The organism is Streptomyces pseudovenezuelae, assembly GCF_001513955.1.
Classification (GTDB): Bacteria; Actinomycetota; Actinomycetes; order Streptomycetales; family Streptomycetaceae; genus Streptomyces; species Streptomyces pseudovenezuelae.
On record NZ_KQ948148.1, the window covers coordinates 504,419 to 525,516 of the forward strand.

General features: G+C 71.4%; 15 protein-coding genes. 9 read left to right on the top strand and 6 right to left on the bottom strand.

The window, feature by feature from the left end; genetic code table 11:
* Positions 1–102: 102 nt before the first annotated feature.
* Positions 103–933 carry a hypothetical protein gene (locus AQI94_RS22685; RefSeq protein ID WP_062229903.1) on the top strand — a complete coding sequence of 277 codons (831 nt, stop codon included), beginning with the start codon at positions 103–105 and terminating at the stop codon, positions 931–933.
* Here the strand turns inward: AQI94_RS22685 and AQI94_RS22690 are convergent.
* Positions 842–2,170, bottom strand: a complete 1,329-nt coding sequence (locus AQI94_RS22690) for an aminotransferase-like domain-containing protein (RefSeq protein WP_031051517.1) — start codon at positions 2,168–2,170, stop codon at positions 842–844. The two genes, AQI94_RS22685 and AQI94_RS22690, sit on opposite strands and share 92 nt — an antisense overlap.
* Positions 2,171–2,245: 75 nt before the next feature.
* Here AQI94_RS22690 and AQI94_RS22695 point away from each other — a divergent pair, with 75 nt between their 5' ends.
* The 3 genes from AQI94_RS22695 to AQI94_RS22705 are packed head-to-tail and all read left to right on the top strand — an operon-like array spanning position 2,246 to position 5,895.
* Positions 2,246–2,992, top strand: a complete 747-nt coding sequence (locus AQI94_RS22695) for an alpha/beta fold hydrolase (RefSeq protein WP_031051518.1) — start codon at positions 2,246–2,248, stop codon at positions 2,990–2,992.
* Between the two features lie 10 nt (positions 2,993–3,002).
* Positions 3,003–3,947 carry an endonuclease/exonuclease/phosphatase family protein gene (locus tag AQI94_RS22700; RefSeq protein ID WP_031051519.1) on the top strand — a complete coding sequence of 315 codons (945 nt, stop codon included), beginning with the start codon at positions 3,003–3,005 and terminating at the stop codon, positions 3,945–3,947.
* 22 nt (positions 3,948–3,969) lie between these two features.
* Positions 3,970–5,895: an FUSC family protein gene (locus AQI94_RS22705; protein ID WP_031051520.1), complete on the top strand. Its 1,926-nt coding sequence runs from the start codon at positions 3,970–3,972 to the stop codon at positions 5,893–5,895.
* Between the two features lie 67 nt (positions 5,896–5,962).
* Here the strand turns inward: AQI94_RS22705 and snpA are convergent, their stop codons facing one another.
* Entirely contained in the window at positions 5,963–6,625 is a 663-nt protein-coding gene (gene snpA, locus AQI94_RS22710) for a snapalysin (RefSeq protein WP_031051521.1), read from the bottom strand.
* 149 nt (positions 6,626–6,774) lie between these two features.
* Between snpA and AQI94_RS22715 the strand changes: the two genes are divergently transcribed.
* Complete coding sequence (locus AQI94_RS22715; protein WP_062229904.1) at positions 6,775–7,725, top strand: LysR family transcriptional regulator; 951 nt, start codon at positions 6,775–6,777, stop codon at positions 7,723–7,725.
* A 22-nt stretch (positions 7,726–7,747) separates the two neighbouring features.
* On the opposite strand, the gene AQI94_RS22720 is transcribed toward AQI94_RS22715, so the two are convergent.
* Positions 7,748–9,805: a PhoX family protein gene (locus AQI94_RS22720; protein WP_031037938.1), complete on the bottom strand. Its 2,058-nt coding sequence runs from the start codon at positions 9,803–9,805 to the stop codon at positions 7,748–7,750.
* Positions 9,806–10,077: 272 nt separating this feature from the next.
* Between AQI94_RS22720 and AQI94_RS22725 the strand changes: the two genes are divergently transcribed.
* The 3 genes from AQI94_RS22725 (at position 10,078) to AQI94_RS22735 (ending at position 13,942) form a co-directional block, all read left to right on the top strand.
* Positions 10,078–11,529: a VWA domain-containing protein gene (locus AQI94_RS22725; protein ID WP_031037940.1), complete on the top strand. Its 1,452-nt coding sequence runs from the start codon at positions 10,078–10,080 to the stop codon at positions 11,527–11,529.
* Between the two features lie 143 nt (positions 11,530–11,672).
* The gene (metG, locus tag AQI94_RS22730; RefSeq protein WP_031037943.1) at positions 11,673–13,388 is read left to right on the top strand and encodes a methionine--tRNA ligase; all 1,716 of its coding nucleotides are present in this window, start codon (positions 11,673–11,675) and stop codon (positions 13,386–13,388) included.
* 77 nt (positions 13,389–13,465) lie between these two features.
* A complete protein-coding gene (locus AQI94_RS22735) occupies positions 13,466–13,942 on the top strand; it encodes a hypothetical protein (RefSeq protein ID WP_031037947.1) in 477 nt (158 codons plus the stop codon).
* Between the two features lie 66 nt (positions 13,943–14,008).
* Here AQI94_RS22735 and AQI94_RS22740 read toward each other — a convergent pair whose 3' ends face one another.
* The 3 genes from AQI94_RS22740 to aspS form a co-directional block, all read right to left on the bottom strand.
* The gene (locus tag AQI94_RS22740) at positions 14,009–15,361 is read right to left on the bottom strand and encodes a pectate lyase family protein (protein ID WP_031037951.1); all 1,353 of its coding nucleotides are present in this window, start codon (positions 15,359–15,361) and stop codon (positions 14,009–14,011) included.
* Positions 15,362–15,598: 237 nt separating this feature from the next.
* The gene (locus AQI94_RS22745) at positions 15,599–16,549 is read right to left on the bottom strand and encodes an intradiol ring-cleavage dioxygenase (RefSeq protein WP_031037954.1); all 951 of its coding nucleotides are present in this window, start codon (positions 16,547–16,549) and stop codon (positions 15,599–15,601) included.
* A 184-nt stretch (positions 16,550–16,733) separates the two neighbouring features.
* Positions 16,734–18,497, bottom strand: a complete 1,764-nt coding sequence (aspS, locus tag AQI94_RS22750; protein ID WP_031037957.1) for an aspartate--tRNA ligase — start codon at positions 18,495–18,497, stop codon at positions 16,734–16,736.
* A gap of 144 nt (positions 18,498–18,641) precedes the next feature.
* Here aspS and AQI94_RS22755 point away from each other — a divergent pair, with 144 nt between their 5' ends.
* Complete coding sequence (locus tag AQI94_RS22755; protein WP_031037959.1) at positions 18,642–20,786, top strand: SpoIIE family protein phosphatase; 2,145 nt, start codon at positions 18,642–18,644, stop codon at positions 20,784–20,786.
* Positions 20,787–21,098 lie beyond the last annotated feature (312 nt).

Here is a 21,098-nt window from a genome sequence, read left to right on the forward strand (position 1 = left end):
CCCACCACCATGAGACACCCGTTCGGGTGAACCCTCCACCGGAGGGAGCAATCCCCGGCTCCCCCGCTCGCGCGTCCGGCCGCCACCGTTTTGCCTGGAAGGGTGACCTCCCGTGTCCGCGGCGCCCTGTCGGCCGCCCTGATCGCCCTGGCCTGTCTGCTCGTGCCCTTCGGCGCGTTGGCGGCCTGGGCGGCGTACGGCCTCACCGACACGGGCCGGTACGTCACGGCGATGGCACCGCTGGCCGCCGACCCCGCCGTACGGGACGGTGTCGCGGACGCGGTGGCGGGTGAAGTCGGGGAACCGGTACGGCCCTTCGTCCGCTCCCTCACCCGGACCCCGGCCTTCGGCACCGCGTGGGACGAGGGCAACAGGGCGGTCCACCAGGCCGTGTTGCGGGCGCTCAGGGAGGGCGGCCATCACGAGGTGACCGTCGACATCGCCCCGATCGCCGCCCGGGTGGAGCACCGGGCCGTCCTGCCCCGCACCGAGGTCGCCGTGCTCCCGGCCTCCGCACTGGACCGCCTCCGGAAGGGGTACGACGTGCTCGAAGTCGCCGGTTTCTGGCTGCCCGTCACGGCCGCCGTCCTCGCCGCCGCCGGCATCGCGGTCGCCGCCTGCCGCCGCCGCGCCGTCACCGCGACCGCCCTCGGCACCGCGCTCGGCGGCGCGCTGCTGGGCCTCGCCGTCGCCGTGGGCCGCCGTCTCACCCTGACCGACCTGCCCGACCCGGTGCGCCGCCCGGCCGCGGGCGCCGTCTACGACGCCCTGACGGGCACCCTGCGCACGGTCTCCTGGCTCCTGGTGGCCGTCGGTCTGGCGGTGGCCCTGACCTGCTGGCTCACCGGTCGGTACGGCTTGCCGCGAGGCCGGCGAGGGTCCGCAGGGCCCGTTCCAGATCCGGCACAGCAGCCGACGCGAGCCCGAGCCTGACCGCGTCCGGGGTGCGGTTCGGGTCGACGGCGAACAAGGGACCGGGCGTCAGGGCGATGCCGAGGGCCGCGGCGGCGGCCGTGAAGGTGTCCGCCCGCCAGGGGACCGGGAGTTCCCACCAGGCGTAGTACGCGCGCGGATCGGACCGTACCGCGAACCCGTGCAGGCACTCGGCCAGCACCCGCTGCCGGTGTGCCGCATCGGCCCGTTTCGCCTCGACCAGCCGCGCCACGGTCCCGTCCGCCGTCCACCGCACGCCCGCCTCCAGCGCGAACCGCCCCGCACCCCACCCACCGGAACGGACGGCGTGTGCCGCCGCGTCGACTTGCTTCTCCGGTACGACGAGAAAGCCGACGGTGAGCCCGGGCGCGACCCGCTTGGACAGTCCGTCGACGACATGGGTGAGGGCGGGGGCGTGCGCAGCGAAGGGGTCGTCGGCCGCCGCCAGGAACGACCAGATCCGGTCCTCCACGACAGGGAGGTCCAAGTCGTTCACGGTGGCGGCGAGTTGGCGCCTGCGTGCGGCACTCATGGTGACCGACGTCGGATTGTGCAGGGTCGGCTGCACATAGAGGGCCGACAGGGGAGCCGTGCGGTGGGCGGCGGCCACCGACTCGGGGCGCAGGCCGTCCTCGTCCGTGGCCAGCGGCACCAGGGTGATGCCGAGCCGGGCCGCGATCTCCTTGACCACGGGATACGTCAGCTCCTCGACGCCGACCCGGCCGCCCGGCCGCACCAGGCAGGCGAGGGCGGCGGCGACGGACTGGCGGGCGTTGCCCGTGAAGAGGATCCGGGACGGGTCGGGGCGCCAGCCGGGGGTGGTGAGGAGGGCGGCGACGGCCTCACGGGCGGCCGGGGTTCCGGTGGCGGCGGCCGGGCGGAGCGCCTCGGTCAGCACGTCGGGGCGCAGCAGGGGAGCGAGGGCGTCGGCGAGCAGCTCGAACTGGCCCTGCGCGGAGGGGTAGTTGAGCTCCAGGTTGACGGGGGTGCCCACGTCCTCGACGAGGCCCCGGGCGGGCCGCCCGGGCGCGGTGGCCTTCACGAAGGTGCCGCGTCCGACCTCCCCGACGACCAGTCCCCGCCGTACGAGTTCGCCGTAGGCCCGCTCCGCCGTCGACGCGGCGATCCCGTGCCGGCGGGCGAACTTGCGCTGCGGGGGCAGGCGTTCGCCCGGGCGCAGGCGTCCGGTGGTGATGTCGGTGGCTATGCGATCGGCGATGCGCCGGTAGTCGTGCACGAGGACCCCCTGTCATTGCACTGAGGGCAAAGATTTTATTGCACCGAGAAGTTCGGCGAACCTAGGGTCGGCGGCATGACGGCGATCCCCCTGGTACTGGTGCACGGCCACCCCTTCGACCACACGATGTGGCGCCCGCAGACCGAGGCGTTCGCCGCCTCCCGCCGCGTGGTCGCCCCGGACCTGCGCGGTTACGGCGCCTCGGTACCGGACGCCGAGGTCGACCGCTTCGAGCGGTTCGCGCAGGACATCGAGGCCCTGCTGGACGAACTCGACGTGCGGGCCTGCGTACTGGCGGGCCTGTCCATGGGCGGCCAGATCGCCATGGACTGCTACCGGCGCTTCCCCGGGCGGATCCGGGGCCTCGTCCTCGCCGACACCTTCCCGGCCGCGGAGACCCCCGAGGGCGTGCGGGTCCGGCACGCCATGGCGGACCGGCTGGAGCGCGAGGGGATGCGCGGGTACGCCGACGAGGTGCTGGAGAAGATGGTCGCCCCGTACGCCTCCCCCGAGGTCAAGGCGCACGTCCACGGCATGATGACGGCCACCCGTCCCGTGTCCGCGGCGGCCGCCCTGCGCGCCCGCGCCGCCCGCCCCGACTACCGCGACCTGCTCACCCGGGTCACGGTCCCGGCGCTGGTCCTGGTGGGCGCCGACGACACCTACACGCCGGTTGCCGACGCCGAGGCCATGCACGCGGCGCTCCCGCAGTCGCGGCTGCACGTCTTCGAGGGGGCGGCGCACCTGCCGAACCTGGAACGGGCCGAGGAGTTCAACTCCGTGCTCGGGGAGTTCCTGGCGCGGGTCGACGCCCGCTCGTAGGCTCGGGACGGTGACCCGCCGAAGACTCGGTACCTGGACCGCCGCCCTGCTCTTCGCCACCGTGAGCGTGGTCCTGGGGTGCCGGCTCGCCGACACGGACGGCGTCACCCCCGTCCCCCAGCTCCTCGCCTTCCTCCCCTGGCTGCTCGCGCCCGCCGGAGCGGGCCTGGCCCTCGCGCTGCTGACCCGCTGGTGGCCCGGGACGGTCTGGGCGGTCGTGATCCTCGCACTGCTGGCGTGGTTCATCGCCCCGTACGGGCGCGGCGGCGAGCCGGACGGCCGGGTGCTCGCCTCCTTGCGCGTCATGACCTCGAACGTCGAGTTCGGCCGGGCCACCGACGCCCTCGTCACCGCCGTCCGCGCGGAGAGGCCGGACCTCGTGTTCGTGGAGGAGTGCGAGTACGGCTGCTCGGACACCCTGCGCCGGACGCTGTCCGAGGACTATCCGTACCGGCGGTCCGTGGAGGGCGCCGGCTCGACGGGGTCCGTCGTCCTCAGCCGCTTCCCCCTGAGGCCCGCCGCCGGGATCCGGGGCACCATGGGCATGCCCGGCGCGGTCGCCGACGTGCGCGGTCACGCCGTACGGCTGCAGCTGGCGCATCCGATGCCTCCGCTGCCGGGACAACTCGACGTGTGGCGGCGGGAGTTGGGGGAGGTGCGGGACTTCGCCGCGGGCACCGCGGCCCCGACCGTCCTGGCCGGCGACTTCAACGCCTCCCAGGACCACGCGGCCTTCCGCGCGATCCTCGACACCGGACTGCGCGACGCGGCCCGCCTCGCGGGATCCGGCCGCACCCCGACCTGGCCGGCCCGCACCGCCCCGGCGATCGGCGCGCAGATCGACCACGTGCTGGTGTCGGCGGAGTTCTCCGCCGGCAGGGCCCGCTTCCTGGACCTGGCGGACACCGACCACCGTGCCCTGCTGGTGGACATCACTCTGCACGGGAGCGCGTGAGCCGGCTGTTCATAATGTCCCCATGTCCCGCATCGGCCTCACCCCGCCCGACTGGCTGGTCCGGAACCTCCAACCGCAACCGTCACCCGTCAACCGGCCCGCCATGGCCCGCGCGGCCATCGCGATGGCCATCCCCCTGGCGACCGGCCTCGCGGTCGACCAGGCCGCCTACGGCGCCCTCGCCTCCATGGGCGCCCTGTCCGGGGTCATCGGCGACACCGCGGACGCCTACCGGATGCGGATCCTCAACATCGCGATCCCCCAGCTGTTCGGTGCGGTCGGCGTCACCCTCGGTTCACTGGTGTACGGCCAGGGATGGCTCGCCGTCTGGGTGGTCACCGGCGTCGCCCTCGTCTCCGGGATGATCTCGACGATCGGCGCGGTCGCCTCGGTCTCGGGACTGCTCCTGCTGCTGAACTCCGTGGTCGGCGCGGGCCTAGCGATGCCGGGCCCCTGGTGGCTCGCCCCGCTGCTGATGACCGGCGGCGGCCTGCTCGTCCTGCTGCTGGCCCTGCTCGCCTGGCCGCTCAGGTCCGGGGTGCCGGAGCGGGCGGCGGTCGCGGGCACCTACCGGGCGGTGGCCGGCCTGATGGCCGCCTGCGGCCGCGAGGAGTACGACGAGGCACGGCACGCCGTCACCCAGTCCCTGAACCAGTCCTACGACCTGGTCCTCGCCCGGCGCGCCCGCCACCACGGCCGCAGCCCCGAACTGACCCGGCTGCTGGCCCAGTTGAACGCGATCACCCCAGTGGTGGAGGCGGCCCCGGCGGCCCACCTGTCCGGCAGGCCGCTGGCGCCGGAGATCCCGGCAGCGGTCCGCCATCTCGCCCAGGCGGTGGAGACGGGCTACACCGGACCGACCGGGCTGAGTCTGCCGGTCCCGGTCTCGGAGACCGCCCGCGCCGTCGACCACGCCCTGCGGCACGCGGCGGAGGTCGTCGCCGTACCGGACGTCGACCCCCGCGGCATCGACGACCGTCTGGGCCGCCCGGCCGCGCTCGGCGTCCGGGCCGCCGGCGCGGCGCGCAACGTGGTCCTGTCGGCGGCGTCCTGGCGGTACGGCCTGCGGCTGGCGTTGTGCATCGGGCTGGCCCAGGCCCTGGTCTCGATCGTCCCCGTGCCCCGCTCCTACTGGGTAGCCCTGACGATCACCTTCGTGCTGAAGCCGGACTTCGGTTCGGTGTTCTCGCGGGCCCTGCTGCGGGCACTGGGCACGGTGGCCGGACTCGTGGTCGCGGCGGCGGTGCTCTCCCAGGTGCCGCGCGGATGGTGGGACGTGGCAGCGATGCTGGTGCTGGCCCCGCTGATTCCGGCGCTCACCCCGCGGGGGTACGGCTACCAGACGGCCGCGATCACCCCGGTGATCCTGCTCCTGTCGGACGTCCTCAACCACCAGGGCACGGCCCTGCTGATGCCCCGCCTGCTGGACTCCCTGATGGGCTGCGCGATCGCCCTGGTCGCGGGCTATCTGCTGTGGCCGGAGAGCTGGCACACGCGGGTCGGCGACCGGCTGGCGGACGCGGTGGCGGACACGGCGGCCTATGTGGAGTCGGCCTTCCTCGACAGCACGGAACCCTCGGCCCGCGCCCGGATGCGCCGCCGCCTCTACCGCGACCTCTCGGTCATCCGTACCGAGTTCCAGCGCGCGTTGACGGAACCGCCGCCCACCGGACGCCGGGCCGCGGCCTGGTGGCCGCTGGTCGTCGCGGTGGAACGCATCGTGGACGCGACGACCGCGGCCCGCGTCCGCGTACGGCACGGAGCCCAGCCCCCGTCACCCGCCGAGGTGAGCCAGGTGGCCCTGCAGCTGAGCGAGTTGGCGGAGGGGCTGCGCGAGGCGGAGACCCTCTACGAGGTCCGCACCGACCTCACCGGGCCCGCGGGCAGTGTGCTGGAGCCGGTGCGCCAGGAGGTGGCGGCGGCGCGGGCGATCACCTCACCGCGCTGACCGACCGCATGCCGGTGCGGGCCGCCCTCTCGTGGTGGGCGGCCCGCACCGGGGTGGGGGGTGGCGGTCAGCGGTCGGACTTGTGCAGGGCCTTGTCCATGGCCGCGGCCAGGCCGTTGGCCCACAGCTGGTTGACCCGGCTGCGCTCGGCGGAGTTCGGGACGGAGTTGGTGCAGGACGTGCCGGGGCCGCCGCCCGACATCAGCTCGCTGCACGGACCGGAGTAGTGGTCGGGCAGACCGAGCACATGGCCGGTCTCATGGGCGGTGACACGGGTCGAGTCGTACTGCTGGTTCTGCCGGTAGTCCAGGAAGACGTAGCCGCTGCCGTGGCCGTCGGTCGAGGCGTACGAACCGCGCGAGTCGTTGCCCTCGCGGTAGGAGAAGTCGGCGCTCGCCGCCGACCCCGACTGGAGTCTGACGTTGGAGACCGCGCTGTTCCATATCTGGGCGCTGCGGCTTATCTGGGCGCTGAACGTCGGCGCCCGGGAGGCGTCGTAGACCACGGTGACGGCCGCGGCGCTGTCCGGGTTCGCGGCCCGCTTCTCGGCCACGGACGCGAGGACGGCCTGGAAGAAGGCCTCGCTGGTGTCCGTCGTCGTGGTCGCGGTGTAACCGGCCCGGGGTGCGGGGGCCGGGGCCGCGGTGGCGGGAACCGCCGTGACCAGAGCGGCCGTTGCCAGACCGAGGGCGGCCGCTGTCGCGGTGAGGGCACAGGTGTGCTTGCGCATCGAGGACTCCAGGGGTGGGGGTGAGTCGTCGATGTGAGTGTCGGTGCCTGTGCGGCGGCTGTGATGATGCCAACCGGTGATAGCGCGGCCCTACCACGGTGTGGGACACCCCTGGTGCAACCCCCGCCCCCGCCTTACGCTCCGATCGCATGGACCTTGAGGTGAGACACCTCCGCGCGGTGGTGGCCATAGCCGAGACCGGCAGCCTGCACCGGGCCGCCCGCCAGCTCGGCGTCGCCCAGCCGTCGCTGAGTACCCAGCTGCGCCGGATCGAACAGGCCCTGGGCGGCGCGCTGTTCGTGCGCGCGAGATCGGGCTGCCGCCCCACCCCGCTGGGCCGGCTGGTCCTCAGCCGCGCCCGCCCCCTGCTGGCCGAGATGCGCTCCCTGGTGGCCGACGCCCGCGCGGCGGCGACGGGCGGACCGCAGCTGCGGGTCGGCTCCACCGCGAGCCGGGCCCTGTCGGGCTGGCTGCGCCGGCTGCGCGCCCGCGGCCAGGACCCCACCCTCCACATGAACGTCTCCCCCAACGCCCTGCTGCGCATGGTCGCCGACGGCCAGCTCGACGTGGCGTTCGTGCACGAGGTGGAGGGCTGCCCGCTGCGCATCCCGCGGGAGCTGTGCGTGCGGGTGCTGGTGGAGCGCGAGCCGCAGTTCGTGTCCTTGCCCGCGGACCATCCGGCGACCGCGAAACCCGTGGTCACGCTGGCCGACCTGGCCCACGACCGCTGGATGATCGATCCCACGGTCGACGGCGAATGGGACGCCGTGCAGCGCATGTTCCGCGCGGCCGGCGTCAACCCCGCGGTCCTGCACGGCGATTACCACACGGCGGACGCCCTGGTGGCCACCGGCGAGGTCGTCACCGTCTGCCAGCCGACCCGGGTGCCCCGCCCCGACATGGCGGTACGACGCCTGCACGGCGACCCGCTCGGGGTACGACTCCTCCTCGCGGCCCGCACCGGGACGGACCTGGACGGGGTCCGTCCCGCGTTGGAGGAGGCGTACTGGGAGAGCGCGCGGCAGGCGCCCGCGTACCGGGAATGGCTGGAAGAGGACGGCCGCCGGGAGAGGCGACCGGCGGTTCCGGCCATTCCCTGAACGGGTCGTGCCGTCGCCGGGCTCAGACCCCGATGTCGTCGCCGTCCCTGCGCCACACGGCCACGACGGCCGGCCGCACGATCTTCCCGGGCCCGTCGGGCCAGGTGCTCGCCGGCTTCTCCACCGTCGCCCCGCTGATCTCCCCCGGGTGCTGCACGGCGACCAGCACGCGCCGGTCCTGCACCAGCGGACCACAGGTCTCGGCGCCGGTCGGCACGGTCAGGAACTGCTTGAGCTCGCCCCGCCGCTCGCCCCTGGTCGCGACACCGAACAGGCCGTCGTGGGAGCCGAGCTGATTGCCGTCCGTGGAGATCCACAGGTTCCCGTGCGGATCGAAGGCCACGTTGTCCGGGCAGGAGATCGGACTGACCTCGTCCTTCGGGAAGCCCGCGAAGTAGGTGGCCGGATCCTCCGGGTCCCCGGCGACGAGGAACAGCGTCCAGGCGAACGTCGTGCTGTCGGCCCGGTTCCAGCGCTCGGTGAGCTCCAGGATGTGCCCGTGCTTGTTGGCGTTGCGTGGGTTGGCCTCGTCGGCGGGGGCGTTGGCGCCGACCCCGCGGTTGGTGTTGTTCGTCAGGGCCACGTACACCTTGCCGGTGCGCGGGTTGGGCTCGATGTCCTCGGGGCGGTCCATCTTGGTCGCCCCGACCTTGTCGCCGGCGAGCCGCGTGAAGACGAACACCTCGTCGGCGCTCATGCCCTCGACGTGCGAGACGGCACCCCTCGCCGTGGCGGTGGCCAGCGGGATCCACTCCCCGCTGCCGTCGAACTCCCCGTCGGCGGGCAGCTTCCCGGTCCCGTCGATCTCGATGGCGGGGGAGTCACCGGTGAGGCGGGCGACGTACAGCGTCCCCTCGTCGAGCAGCGAGAGGTTGTGCTCCCGCACGGCCCGGCCGCTGCCGTGCTTCATCCGCTTGCTGCCGACGAACTTGTAGAAGTAGTCGAACCGCTCGTCGTCCCCGGAGTACACGACCGGCCGCCCGTCGTGCGTGAGCCGCACGGTCGCGCCCTCGTGCTTGAACCGGCCGAGCGCGGTGTGCTTGCGCGGCGCGGAGGAGGGGTCGTACGGGTCGAGCTCGACGACGTACCCGAAGCGGTGGACTTCGTTGGGCTCCTGGGCGACGTCGAACCGCTTGTCGAACCGCTCCCACTTGCGCTCGCTCGCGCCCGTCCCGATCCCGTACCGCTTGTCCGTCGCCCGGCTCGCGTTCGCGAAGTACTGGTTGAAGTTCTCCTCGCCGTGCAGGGTGGTGCCCCAGGGGGTCGTGCCGCCGGAGCAGTTGTTGAGCGTGCCGAGGACCGTGCGGCCGGTCGGGTCCGCGGAGGTCTTCAGCAGGGCGGACCCGGCGGCGGGACCGGTCAGCCGGAACTCGGTGGTGGCGGTGACGCGCCGGTTCAGGTGGTGCCGGGGTACGACGGTGAGCGCGCCGTTCTTCTTGTTCTCCTCCACGACGACGGCGGACAGCCCGTGCGCGGCCCAGGCGATCTCGACCTGCTCGCGGGTGGGGGCGGCGGCGTCGTAGCCGCGGAACATCAGGACCTCGTCGGTGTACTCGTGGTTGGCGACGAGCACCTGTCGGCCGCGCTCGCCGGGAAGCGGCAGCAGCGCGAGGAAGTCGTTGTTGTACCCGAACTGGCCGGCCTGGGCGGCGGCGGTCTGCTTCTCCGGGTCGAAGGCGGGGGCGCCGCGCAGGATGGGCTCGCCCCAGCGGACGACGACGTTCTGGGCGTATCCGGCCGGGACGGTCACGGTGTCGGCGGTGTTGGGCGCGACGGGGGTGAACCGGAGTCCACGGGCGGCCTTGCCCTGCGGCTTCCGCCCGGCCGGGGCCTGCGGGGCGGCCTGGGCCGAGGGAGCCTTGACGACGGTGCCCGCGGTGCCGGCCGCGGCGGCGACGGTCACGACCGCGGCGGCACGCATCACCGAACGGCGGCTGAGCGCGGTGGCGATGACATCGCCGACGTACGGGTTGGCGGAGGTGTTGGGCGCCGGGTGGAAACAGGCGTCCCCGCACCGGAAACGGCAGGTCAGGGCGGACCGTCCATGGACGGCGTTGATCAACGGCAGCTGTACACGCACTTTTGCTCTCCCCTTGCTTCCCCTTGAAGCTCGCTTGACGGACGCTAGGTGCACGTCCGTGCGAGAGCGGGGCGGGGCGCTGAACGGGGGATGAACGCGGGGTGTCCGGAGCGCAGTTGACGTCCCGCGCGAGTGAAGTCCGGAAGTAGGTCTTGACGCCCGGGGCCCCGGCCACCTGCCCCTGCCCAAGATCGCGATCCGGGGCCGCTAACCTTACGTGTCCGTCCTGGCCAGGGATTGACGGGCTACAACTCATGCGAAGGGTTGCGCACATGGGCATTCTCACTCTCCTGCGGAACGCGTTCGGCGGCCGATCACGCAAGGGCGCTGCCACCGAGGCAGAGGGTGCGGAGACGACTCCTTCGCAGGAGACGGAACCGAAGCTCCCCTCTCCGGCGCCCGAGCCGGCCCCCGCGGCGGCGACGGTCCCCGAGCCCCGCACGTCCACCGACCTCACCGATTCCGAACACGAACTGGTCGCGGCCGCCTTCGACAAGGTCGCGGTCCCGAAGCAGACACCTCCGGCGGAAACCCCGGAACCCACGACACCGAACGAGAAGCCGGCACCTGAGACCCCGGTAGCGGAGGAAACAGCCGCGGAGACGCCGGTCGCGGAGCCGGTGATCGCCGAGGAGCCTGCTGCCGAAACTCCGGTGGCGGAGGAGCCGACGCCGGTCGCGGAGCCGGTGGTCGCCGAGGAGCCGGTCGCCGAAGCCCCGGCTGCGGCGGAAGAAGCGACGCCAGAACCGACGGCGGTGGCGGAAACGCAGGCCGAGGAGCCGGTCGCCGAGACCCCGGTGGCGGAGGAAACGGCCGTAGAGGCGCCGACCCCCGTGACGGCGGAGGACGAGAAGGCGCCGACGGCTGAGGTCGCAGCGGAGCCGGAGCCTGAGCCCGAGCCGGTTGCCGAGGCTGTGGAACCCGAGCCCGAGGTCGAGGTCGCCCCGGAGCCGGAGCCGACCGACGAGGCCGAGCCGGTCGTCGCGGTCGCCGACGGCGAGGACGCCCCACAGGGGCCACCCGCAGTCGACGACGAAAGCGGTACGGGTGGTGCGGGTGGGAACGACGACCCGGCCGAAGGCCGGTCGATGACCGTCCCCGACACCCTCCGCACGGCCTACGCCGCCGCCGCCACCACCCTCGAAACCCACCACCTCACCGGCACCACCGCGAGGACCTACCTCGTCCTGGACCGCTCCGCGAGCATGCGCCCGTACTACAAGGACGGCTCCGCACAGGCCCTCGGCGAGCAGACCCTCGCCCTCGCCGCCCACCTGGACCCCGAGTCGAAGGTCCACGTCGTCTTCTTCTCCACCGAACTCGACGGCACCGGCGAGCTCACCCTCACCGAGCACGAGAACAAGATCGACGAGCTGCACGCCGGCCTCGGCCGCATGGGCCGTACCAGCTACCACGCGGCCGTCGAGGAAGTCCTCGCGCACCACACCAAGGAGTCCCCCGACACCCCCGCCCTGGTCGTCTTCCAGACCGACGGCGCCCCGGACGCGAAGACCCCCGCCACCCAGGCCCTCACGGAGGCCGCGAAGACCCACCCCGGCGTCTTCTTCTCCTTCGTCGCCTTCGGTGACCCGGAGAACAAGGCCTTCGACTACCTCCGCAAGCTGAAGCTCACCAACACGTCCCACTTCCTCGCGGGCGAGACCCCGAAGGAACTCACGGACGCGGAGATCTACGAGGGCATCCTGGCGAACTGGCGCCCGTAACCCCCGAAGGTCACCACCCCGCACCACCGGGCCGCCCGCTTCCCACCCCGTAAAACGGGAAGCGGGCGGCCCACCCATGTCGGATACGATTTCAAGACTCGCGAAGCGACTCACCCGCACGACCAACCTGGGAGCAGCCCCCGATGGCTCGACACCTCATCACCAGCGCCCTTCCGTACATCAACGGGATCAAGCACCTGGGCAACATGGTGGGGTCCATGCTCCCGGCGGACGTCTACTCCCGCTACCTGCGCCAGCGCGGCCACGACGTCCTCTACATCTGCGCGACCGACGAGCACGGCACCCCGGCCGAGCTGGCCGCGAAGGAGCAGGGCATCCCGGTCGCGGACTTCTGCGCACAGGCGCACGACGCGCAGAAGGCGGTCTACGACGGCTTCGCGCTGGCCTTCGACTACTTCGGCCGCAGCTCCAGCGAGCAGAACGTCGAGATCACCCAGCACTTCGCCCGCCGCCTCAACGAGAACGGCTTCATCGAGGAGCGGGCGATCCGCCAGGTGTACAGCCCCACCGACGGCCGCTTCCTCCCGGACCGCTATGTCGAGGGCACCTGCCCCCACTGCGGCTACGACAAGGCCCGCGGCGACCAGTGCGAGAACTGCACGCGCGTCCTGGACCCCACCGACCTGATCAACCCGCGCTCGGCGATCTCCGGCTCCACCGACCTGGAGGTCCGCGAGACCAAGCACCTCTTCCTGCTGCAGTCCAAGCTCCAGCACGAGGTCGAGGAGTGGGTCTCCCGGCACGAGGCCGACTGGCCGCAGCTGGCCTCCTCCATCGCCCGCAAGTGGCTGACCGAGGGCCTGCACGACCGCGCGATCACCCGTGACCTGGACTGGGGCGTGCCGGTCCCGTCCGACACCTGGCCGGAGCTGGCGGCGGAGGGCAAGGTCTTCTACGTCTGGTTCGACGCCCCGATCGAGTACATCGGCGCGACGAAGGAGTGGGCGGACCTGGACCCGGAGAACCGGGACTGGAAGTCCTGGTGGTACGACGTGGACACCACCGTCCGCTACACCGAGTTCATGGCGAAGGACAACGTCCCGTTCCACACGGTGATGTTCCCGGCCACCGAGCTGGGCGTGCGCGAGCCGTGGAAGAAGGTCGACTACGTCAAGGCCTTCAACTGGCTGACGTACTACGGCGGGAAGTTCTCCACCAGCCAGAAGCGCGGTGTCTTCACCGACCAGGCGCTGGACATCCTGCCCGCCGACTACTGGCGCTACTTCCTGATCGCCAACGCCCCGGAGTCGGACGACTCGTCCTTCACCTGGGAGCACTTCACGGCGACGGTGAACAAGGACCTGGCCGACACCCTCGGCAACTTCGTCAACCGCGTCCTGTCCTTCTCCAAGAAGCGCTTCGGCGAGGAGGTCCCGGCGGGCGGCGAGCCGGGCGAGGCCGAGACGAGGCTGGGCGAGGAGATCGCCCGTCTCCTCGCCGAGTACGAGTCCCAGCTGGAGGCGCTGCAGTTCCGCAAGGCGGCGGCCGCGCTGCGCGCCCTGTGGTCGGCGGGCAACTCCTACCTGGAGGAGAAGGCCCCCTGGCTGGAGATCAAGACCGACAAGGACGGCGCGGCGCTGACCCTGCGCACCGCGATGAACCTGATCCACCTGTACGCGGTGGTCTCCGAGCCCTTCATCCCGGCGACGGCGAAGACCATGCGGGCGGCGTTCGGCCTGGCCGACGACACGGCGACCTGGGTCACGGCCGACGAGGCCCGCACGCTCACCGCTCTCACCCCCGGCATCGCCTTCACCGTCCCCCCGGTCCTCTTCGCGAAGCTGACGGACGAGGACCTGGAGACGTACAAGGAGCGCTTCGGCGGCTCCCCGGAGTAGTCCGGAAACCGTCGCCGGGCAGTCCGGATACCGACCCGGGCATCGCCGTGTCCGCGCCAAGCCGTATGGTTTGCGCCATGGCAGTGCCCGGGGTCATTCCTGTCGCGTACGAGCCGAAGCACCGCACCGAGACGATCGGGCGGTATGCGGAGGGTCAGTTCCTGGCGTCGATCACATATGCCTTCCCTGAGGGATTCCGCCTCGAGGAGGGCTGGGAAGATCAGAAACGCCTGTATGCGGTCCTGCACACCTTCGACACCGAGGGCAATTACCGCGACTCGGACATCTGGTGCGCCGGGACCTGGGCGGAGCAGCAGCGCGACCCCGGCGGCGACGCCTCCCCGCTGACCCGCGCCCAGGTGCACCGCGCGACGCTGCTCCGCAGCCTGCCCCGCCGCTCGTACACCGACATCGCGATCCGCCCGTTCAGCGTCACCCACGAGGGCGTCCGCTTCGGCCTGGTGATCCGGGAGGACGAGGGCGAGCAGTGGGCGGAGCTCTATCCGGACCGCCTCGCCTTCGCGGAACCCTGGGACGGGACCTACGACACCTGAGCGGTGCGGTGTGGATACGCGAGGGCCGGGAGCTCGTGGTCACCCGGCCCTCGCGCGTCTGCTGTGCTACTTGAGCACGCCCGCGCCGGTCGTCGTGGCCAGGGCCGTGGGCAGGTTCTTCACCGCGGCGGCCGAGGTCTCCAGGCCCGCCGTCAGGGTCGGCGTCCAGTTCACCGTCGTCTTGAGGTCCTTCGAGGAGGCGGCGTTGTAGGCGGCCACCAGGTCGGTCGTCGTGCCGTTGACCAGGTTGCCGGAGCCCGCGATCGCGCCCGTGCCGTCGCCGGACAGCAGCTTGGAGACCTTCCCGCCCGACGGGACCGTCCAGTAGTTGTTCGCGGCGACGACCTGGGCCTTGGCGCGGGAGTTGATGCTGTACTGCACCGCGTAGCCGTTCAGGGGCGTGACGTCGTAGAGGTTGTTGTAGATGTGGACCTGGCCGACGCGGGCGAGCGGTGCGCGCTGGACGATGCCCTTCCACACGTTGTGGTGGATCGAGACCCGCAGCTTGCCGCTCGGCTCGCTGTCGCTGCTGCCGATCAGCATCGTCTTGTCGTGCTGGGTGAACTGGTTGCGGGAGACGGTCACCAGGTCCGAGCTCTTGGTGATGTCCAGCGACCCGTCGTGGATCTGGTACTCACGGCCGTAGTACTTCGGGTTGGCGGAGTCCAGGTGCGGCGCGTCCGTGAACGTGTTGTGGTCGGCCCAGACGTGGGTGGCGCCGCGCAGGGTCACCGAGTCGTAGTTCGAGTTCCAGTTGCCGTCGTCGCCGTCGGTCGGGTCCCACTGCGGGAAGCAGTCCTCGGTGGCCGCGAAGGTGAGATTGCGGACGATCACGTTGTCCACGTTCTGGATCTGGAGCATGCCCCCGGAGATGCCGGCCTTCGTACCCGGCTCCCCCACGATCGTGGTGTTCGCGGGCACCTTGAAGACGATGTTCGTGGCCTGCTTCTTCTGCGCGGCGGCCCGCGCGGTCTCCTGTGTGCCCGACGGCAGCTTCGAGCGGCCGTAGGTCGCCGGGTCGAACGCCTTCAGGTAGGAGGCGAGCGAGTAGCCCGTACCGGACGCGTAGTTCGCGCAGGTCAGCTTCTTGCCGGCGTCGTCGGTGTTGGCGTCGATCGTGCCCTTGACCTTGATGATGCGGGGGGTGGTGTCGGACGCGGACCCCAGTGCCTTCACGAGCTGTGCCCGGGTGGAGACGGTGAAGGTGTGCGCGGAGTCGGCCTTCGTGCCGCCGGTCGTGCCCGTGCCGGAGGACGCCCAGCCGTCCTTCGCGGCGAGCGTCTGGTGGTACAGGTCCACGGCCTGGGCGTTGGCGTTCATCACGAGGACACCGGCACCGACACCCGCGGCGGCCACGGCGGCGGAGACGACCAGGGTGCGGCGGGTGCGGAGGGACCGGCGGTGGGAGGCAGAGGCCACGGGGATTCCTTACGAGCGGTGGTGGGACATGCGTGATGCGTGAAGCACCCGTGAAGGCGCTTCCGTCCTCAAGTAGCCGCAGGAATCGGGGAGGTTGCCGCCCGCGCGGAAATTTCCCGCGCCCTCGCAGGACGCCGTCGTCGCGGCCCGGCCCACCGCCGCACGGACCGGGCCCGGGGCGGTGGAACCCCGCCCGGGACCGTACGGTCCCGGGCGCCCTCGACCGTTCTCACGGAGTCACATGGTCGTGTTGTCGTTCGTCGCGTCCGGGTCGACGCCCATCGTGATCGAACCGACGACACCCCTGGCGATGTGCTTCTTGTTGTACTTCAGGTTCAGCAGGCCGCCGGTGGTGCCGCTCTGGTCGTAGATCGTGTCCTCGGTGAGCGTGGTGCGGGTGGTGGTGCTGGTGGAGTACGGCTCGACCTCGGCGGAGGCCAGCACGGACTCCTCGTCGAAGAAGAACTGGCCGGTGTGGCAGGTGTTGCCGCCCTCGTAACCGGCGTCCGTCCACTCACCGTTGACGTGCACCTTCGTGTGGATGTGCACACAGCGGCCCTGGTACCAGCCGGGGAAGACGGTCCTGAAGGTGACCTGGCCGTGCTTGTCGGTCTTCCAGGTGCCGCGCAGATAGCGCTTGTCGTCGGTGGGGTCCTGGTGGACACCGCCACCGGTGCCACCGCTCGGCCCGCCCGACGGCGGTTCACCGGTCGGGGTGCCGCTCGGCGTGCCCGAGGGCGCGTCGGTCGGAGGGGTGCCGCCACCGCCGGTCGACGAGGCCTCGTAGCCCGAGTAGATGCCGAGCGCGTCGCAGTGCCAGATGTCCACGGCGGCGTCGGCGATCGGCTTGCAGGTCTCGGAGTCGATCACCTTGAGCCGGAGAGTGAGGGGGATGCCCTCCTTGTCCTCGGTGATGTCCTGGCGGATCTTGTCCGCGTCGATGTAGTACGGCCCCTCGGTGGTCTCCGAGGTGAGCTTGTAGCAGGCCTCCGACGCCGTGGAGCCGCTGCTCGCGGAGGCGGTCGTGCTCGTCTCGCCCGCGAAGGCACCCGACGCGGCGAGCGTGCCCGCCGCACCCACCGCCACCGCCGCGCCCGCTCCGGCCACGACGACCTTGCGCCGCGTCAGGTCCTTCTTGTGCTTCGGCTCATGGGCCGGCTGCTGATGGTCCCGCTGGATTCCTGTCATGGACAGGGAAGTTAGGTAAGAAGGCTGTCATGGGTGTGGGAGCCGACTGTGGCTTCCTGTGGCCTCGTTCAGTTCCGTCGGATCCGCGTCCTCACGAGCCGTGTCGGTGCGCCAGGCGCCGCGCGGACACAGCGAAGTGGCCCGGAACCGACGCCGGTTCCGAGCCACCTCCCGTCTGCGGGCCTTACTTCGGCTGCGGCTTGCGCACCGACAGGTGCAGCTCCCTCAGCCGGGCCTCCTCCAGCTCCGTCGGCGCGCCCATCATCAGGTCCTGGGCGTTGCCGTTGAGCGGGAAGGAGATGGTCTCGCGGATGTTGGGCTCGTCCGCGAGGAGCATGACGATGCGGTCGACACCGGGGGCGATGCCGCCGTGCGGCGGGGCGCCGAAGCGGAACGCACGCAGCATGCCCGCGAACTTCTCCTCGACGGTCTCCCGGTCGTAGCCTGCGATCTCGAAGGCCTTCAGCATGATCTCGGGCTCGTGGTTCCGGATCGCGCCGGAGGACAGCTCGACGCCGTTGCAGACGATGTCGTACTGCCAGCCCAGGATGTCCAGCGGGTCCTGGGTCTCCAGGGCCTCCAGACCGCCCTGCGGCATGGAGAACGGGTTGTGCGAGAAGTCGATCGCGCCGGACTCCTCGTCCTTCTCGTACATCGGGAAGTCGACGATCCAGCAGAACCGGAAGACGTTCTCCTCGAAGTGGCCGGCCCGCTTGGCGGCCTCGACGCGGACCGCGCCCATGATCTTCGAGACCTCGTCGAACTCGCCCGCGCCGAAGAACACCGCGTGACCGGCGGCCAGCGACAGCCGCTTGGTCAGCTCCGCGACGTTCTCCTCGGTGAGGAACTTCGCGATCGGGCCGGAGAGCGAACCGTCCTCGGCCACCCGCACCCAGGCCAGGCCCTTGGCGCCCTGCGAGACCGCGTAGTCACCGAGCTGGTCGAAGAACTTGCGCGGCTGCCCGGAGACGTCCGGCACCGCCAGCGCCCGCACGTGCTTGCCGGCGAACGCCTTGAACTCCGAGCCCTCGAAGACATCGGTGATGTCGACGAGCTCCAGCTGAGCGCGCAGGTCCGGCTTGTCGGAGCCGTACTTCAGCATCGCCTCACGGAACGGGATCCGCGGGAACGGCGAGGTGACATGACGGCCGTTGCCGAACTCCTCGAACAGCTCCGTCATGAGCTTCTCGATCGGCTGGAAGACGTCCTCCTGCTCGACGAAGCTCATCTCGACGTCGAGCTGGTAGAACTCGCCCGGCGAACGGTCCGCGCGCGCGTCCTCGTCACGGAAACAGGGCGCGATCTGGAAGTAGCGGTCGAAGCCGGAGATCATCAGCAGCTGCTTGAACTGCTGCGGCGCCTGCGGGAGGGCGTAGAACTTGCCCGGGTTCAGCCGCGAGGGGACCACGAAGTCACGGGCGCCCTCGGGCGAGGTCGCCGACAGGATCGGGGTCGCCATCTCGTTGAAGCCGAGGGCGACCATCTTCGAGCGGATCGAGGCGATCACCGACGACCGCAGCATGATGTTCCTGTGCATGCGCTCGCGGCGCAGGTCGAGGAAGCGGTACTCCAGGCGCCGCTCCTCGTTCACCCCGTCCTCGGTGTTGATCGTGAACGGCAGCGGGGCGGCCGCGCCGAGCAGCTCGACCTCGCCGACCTCGACCTCGACCTCACCGGTGGGCAGGTCCGCGTTGACGTTGTCGGTGCCCCGGGAGACGACCTTGCCGTCGACGCGGACCGTGGACTCCTTGGTCAGCTTGTCGAGGGCCTCGTACGCGGGCGTGCCCGGCCTGGCGACCAGCTGCGTGATGCCGTAGTGATCGCGCAGATCGATGAAGAGGATGCCGCCCAGGTCGCGCCGATTGTGCAGCCAGCCACTCAGTCGGACGTCGGTACCGACGTCAGAGGAGCGGAGCTCGCCGCAGGTGTGGGACCTGTACCGATGCATCGTCGTTCATCCAGTCTTCGCGGATCGGGGAGGTGTTTCACGTGAAACAGGTCCCAGCCTACCGGGGACCCCGAGATCGCCTCCCCACCATTACGACTCGGCCAACAGTGGCACTCCAGGATCTCCTGTTCTTAAAGTGGGGCAATGCGCACTGGTGAGCCCTTGCCCGCCGTGGGGGAGGTTCTCACCGCCCTCGCGACCGGCCTGTGGCACTGGGACACCGCCACCGAACTGGTCACCGTCGACGCGGAAGCGGCTCGGCTGCTCGGGCTGCCCGCCGAGCGGGCCACCCTCACGGAGGCCCAGGCACGGGCCCGCCTCCACCCGGTCGACTGGAACGAGATCATCAGCGTCGTCGGACTCGCCGTCGCCGAGGACACCCTCGCCGAGGTCCGGATCCGGATCATGGACGAGCGGGGCCACGTGATCCGTACCGTGCGCAGCCGCTCCAAGCCGTCCTACGACGCGGACAAGAAGTCCTTCCGGCTCATCGGCACCCTCCAGGAGGTCACCGAGCCGACCCCCGGCACCCCCGCCGGACGCACCGCGGTCACCGGAGACTGGCGCCGCTCCCGCGAGGCCTTCCTGCTCGACGCCGGACGCGCCCTGGCCGAGGCCCGCTCCACCGCCGAGGTACTGCGCGTGGCCGCCGGCCTGTCCATGCCCGGCTTCAGCCCCGACGGCCTGGCCGTCTTCGGCGTCGAGGGCGACCGCCTGACGATCATCGGCCACCACGGCCAGCAGCCCGGCGACGAGAGCCCCTTCTCCCACATGTCCCTGGAGACGGACTACCCCGCCGCCGAGGTCGTGCGCACCGGCCGCGCCGTCTACCTCTCCAGCCCCGAGGCCTACCGCTCCCGCTACCCGGTCACCTGGCCCCTCGCCCAGCGCTTCGACCGCCAGTCCTGGGCGTTCCTGCCCCTGACCGTGGCCGGCCGCACCATGGGGGCGTGGATGGCGGGCTTCGCCTACCCGGTCGCGTTCACCCCCGACGAGCGATCGGTCCTCACCACCGTGGCACGCATGCTGGCCCAGGCGCTCTCCCGCGCGGGGCTGGCCGAGTCGGAACGCGAACTGACCGACGGCCTCCAGCGCTCGATGCTCCCCACCCTGGGCCCCGAGATACCGGGCATGACCGTCGCCGCCCGCTACGTCCCCACCGGCGGCGGCCTCCAGGTAGGCGGCGACTGGTACGACATGATCCCGCTGCCCGGCGGCACCTCCCGGACGAAGCCCGGGGAAGGACGGTTCGCCCTGGTCATCGGAGACGTCCAGGGCCACGACGTGCGCGCGGCGGGCCTGATGGGCCAGCTCCGCATCGCCCTGCGCGCCTACGCCGCCGAGGGCCACCGCCCCGACGCGGTCCTCTCCCGCGCCTCACGCTTCCTCAACGGCATGGCGTACGGCGTCGACGACCCCTCCGACATGCGCTTCGCCACCTGCCTGTACGTCGAGGCCGATCCGGTGACCGGCGTCCTGGAGGTGGCAAGGGCCGGGCATCCCGATCCGGCCATCCGCATGACCGACGGCACGGTCCTGGCCCGCCGCACACAGGGCGGCCTCCCCCTCGGCATCGACCCGGACGCCGACTACCCCACCACCCGGATCACCCTGGAGCCCGGCGAGACGCTGATGCTGTGCACCGACGGGCTCATCGAGACCGGCGGCCACGACTTCGAGACCGGCTGGAAGCGCATCCGCACCATCCTGGAGAGCCACGACGGCGACCTGGAGGAACTCGCCGACGCCCTCATCCAGGCCGTCCACGGCCCCTCCTCCCACCACACCACCGGCCCCCTCGCCGACCGCCGCGAGGACGACATAGCGGTCCTGCTCCTGCACCGGCAGGAAGAGGGCGGCGACCCGGCCGCCGTACCGCCCACGGTCCGCCGCACGATGCTCTCGGTGGCCCAGGCCGAACCCGAACGGGTCGCGGTGGCCCGCCAGCAGCTCCGCGAACTCCTGCACGACTGGCCCTCCGCCGACCAGGTCGACTCCGCCGTCCTGCTGCTGTCCGAGACGCTGACCAACGTCCTCGTCCACACCGACGCGGACGCCCTGCTGCTCGCCGAGGTCCGCGGCGAGACGGGCGAACGCCGGATGCGGATCGAGGTGACCGACACCAGCGACGACCTCCCCCACAAACGCCGCCCCGGCGAACTGGCCTCCTCCGGCCGCGGCCTCATGCTGATCGAACTACTGGCGGACACGTGGGGGGTGGACCCCCAGGGCGAGGGCAAGAGCATCTGGTTCGAGCTGTACGAGTCGTCGGGTGGGGGCGACGAGTGACGCGCAGTCCACTTTCGTCGCATCGAGTGGATGCGATGGTGAACGGCGAGGCAGACCTCGTCCACTCCACCGATGCCCCGGACGCCTGACCTTCCGTTCCACCAGCATCGATCACCTTTCGCAATCGGCTGCGACACTCCGCCACGATCACTTAGCGTTCGCAGCAACAAACAACCCCGGTCGGGTGTTACCAGCACCCGCCGGGGTCTCACCACAGGATCGAACGGACCGATCTCATGGATACCAGCGACTTTAATGCCGTCCTGCCTGCTCCCTCACACCGCGTGCCTGCCATGAGGCCACCGATGGTGA

Bases quoted from the DNA above. Each gene is read 5' to 3' on its own strand.
- AQI94_RS22745 (WP_031037954.1), bottom strand. From the start codon at position 16,549: ATGACAGGAATCCAGCGGGACCATCAGCAGCCGGCCCATGAGCCGAAG.
- AQI94_RS22735 (WP_031037947.1), top strand. From the start codon at position 13,466: ATGGCAGTGCCCGGGGTCATTCCTGTCGCGTACGAGCCGAAGCACCGC.
- AQI94_RS22695 (WP_031051518.1), top strand. From the start codon at position 2,246: ATGACGGCGATCCCCCTGGTACTGGTGCACGGCCACCCCTTCGACCAC.
- AQI94_RS22715 (WP_062229904.1), top strand. From the start codon at position 6,775: ATGGACCTTGAGGTGAGACACCTCCGCGCGGTGGTGGCCATAGCCGAG.
- AQI94_RS22755 (WP_031037959.1), top strand. From the start codon at position 18,642: ATGCGCACTGGTGAGCCCTTGCCCGCCGTGGGGGAGGTTCTCACCGCC.
- AQI94_RS22705 (WP_031051520.1), top strand. From the start codon at position 3,970: ATGTCCCGCATCGGCCTCACCCCGCCCGACTGGCTGGTCCGGAACCTC.
- metG (WP_031037943.1), top strand. From the start codon at position 11,673: ATGGCTCGACACCTCATCACCAGCGCCCTTCCGTACATCAACGGGATC.
- snpA (WP_031051521.1), bottom strand. From the start codon at position 6,625: ATGCGCAAGCACACCTGTGCCCTCACCGCGACAGCGGCCGCCCTCGGT.
- aspS (WP_031037957.1), bottom strand. From the start codon at position 18,497: ATGCATCGGTACAGGTCCCACACCTGCGGCGAGCTCCGCTCCTCTGAC.
- AQI94_RS22725 (WP_031037940.1), top strand. From the start codon at position 10,078: ATGGGCATTCTCACTCTCCTGCGGAACGCGTTCGGCGGCCGATCACGC.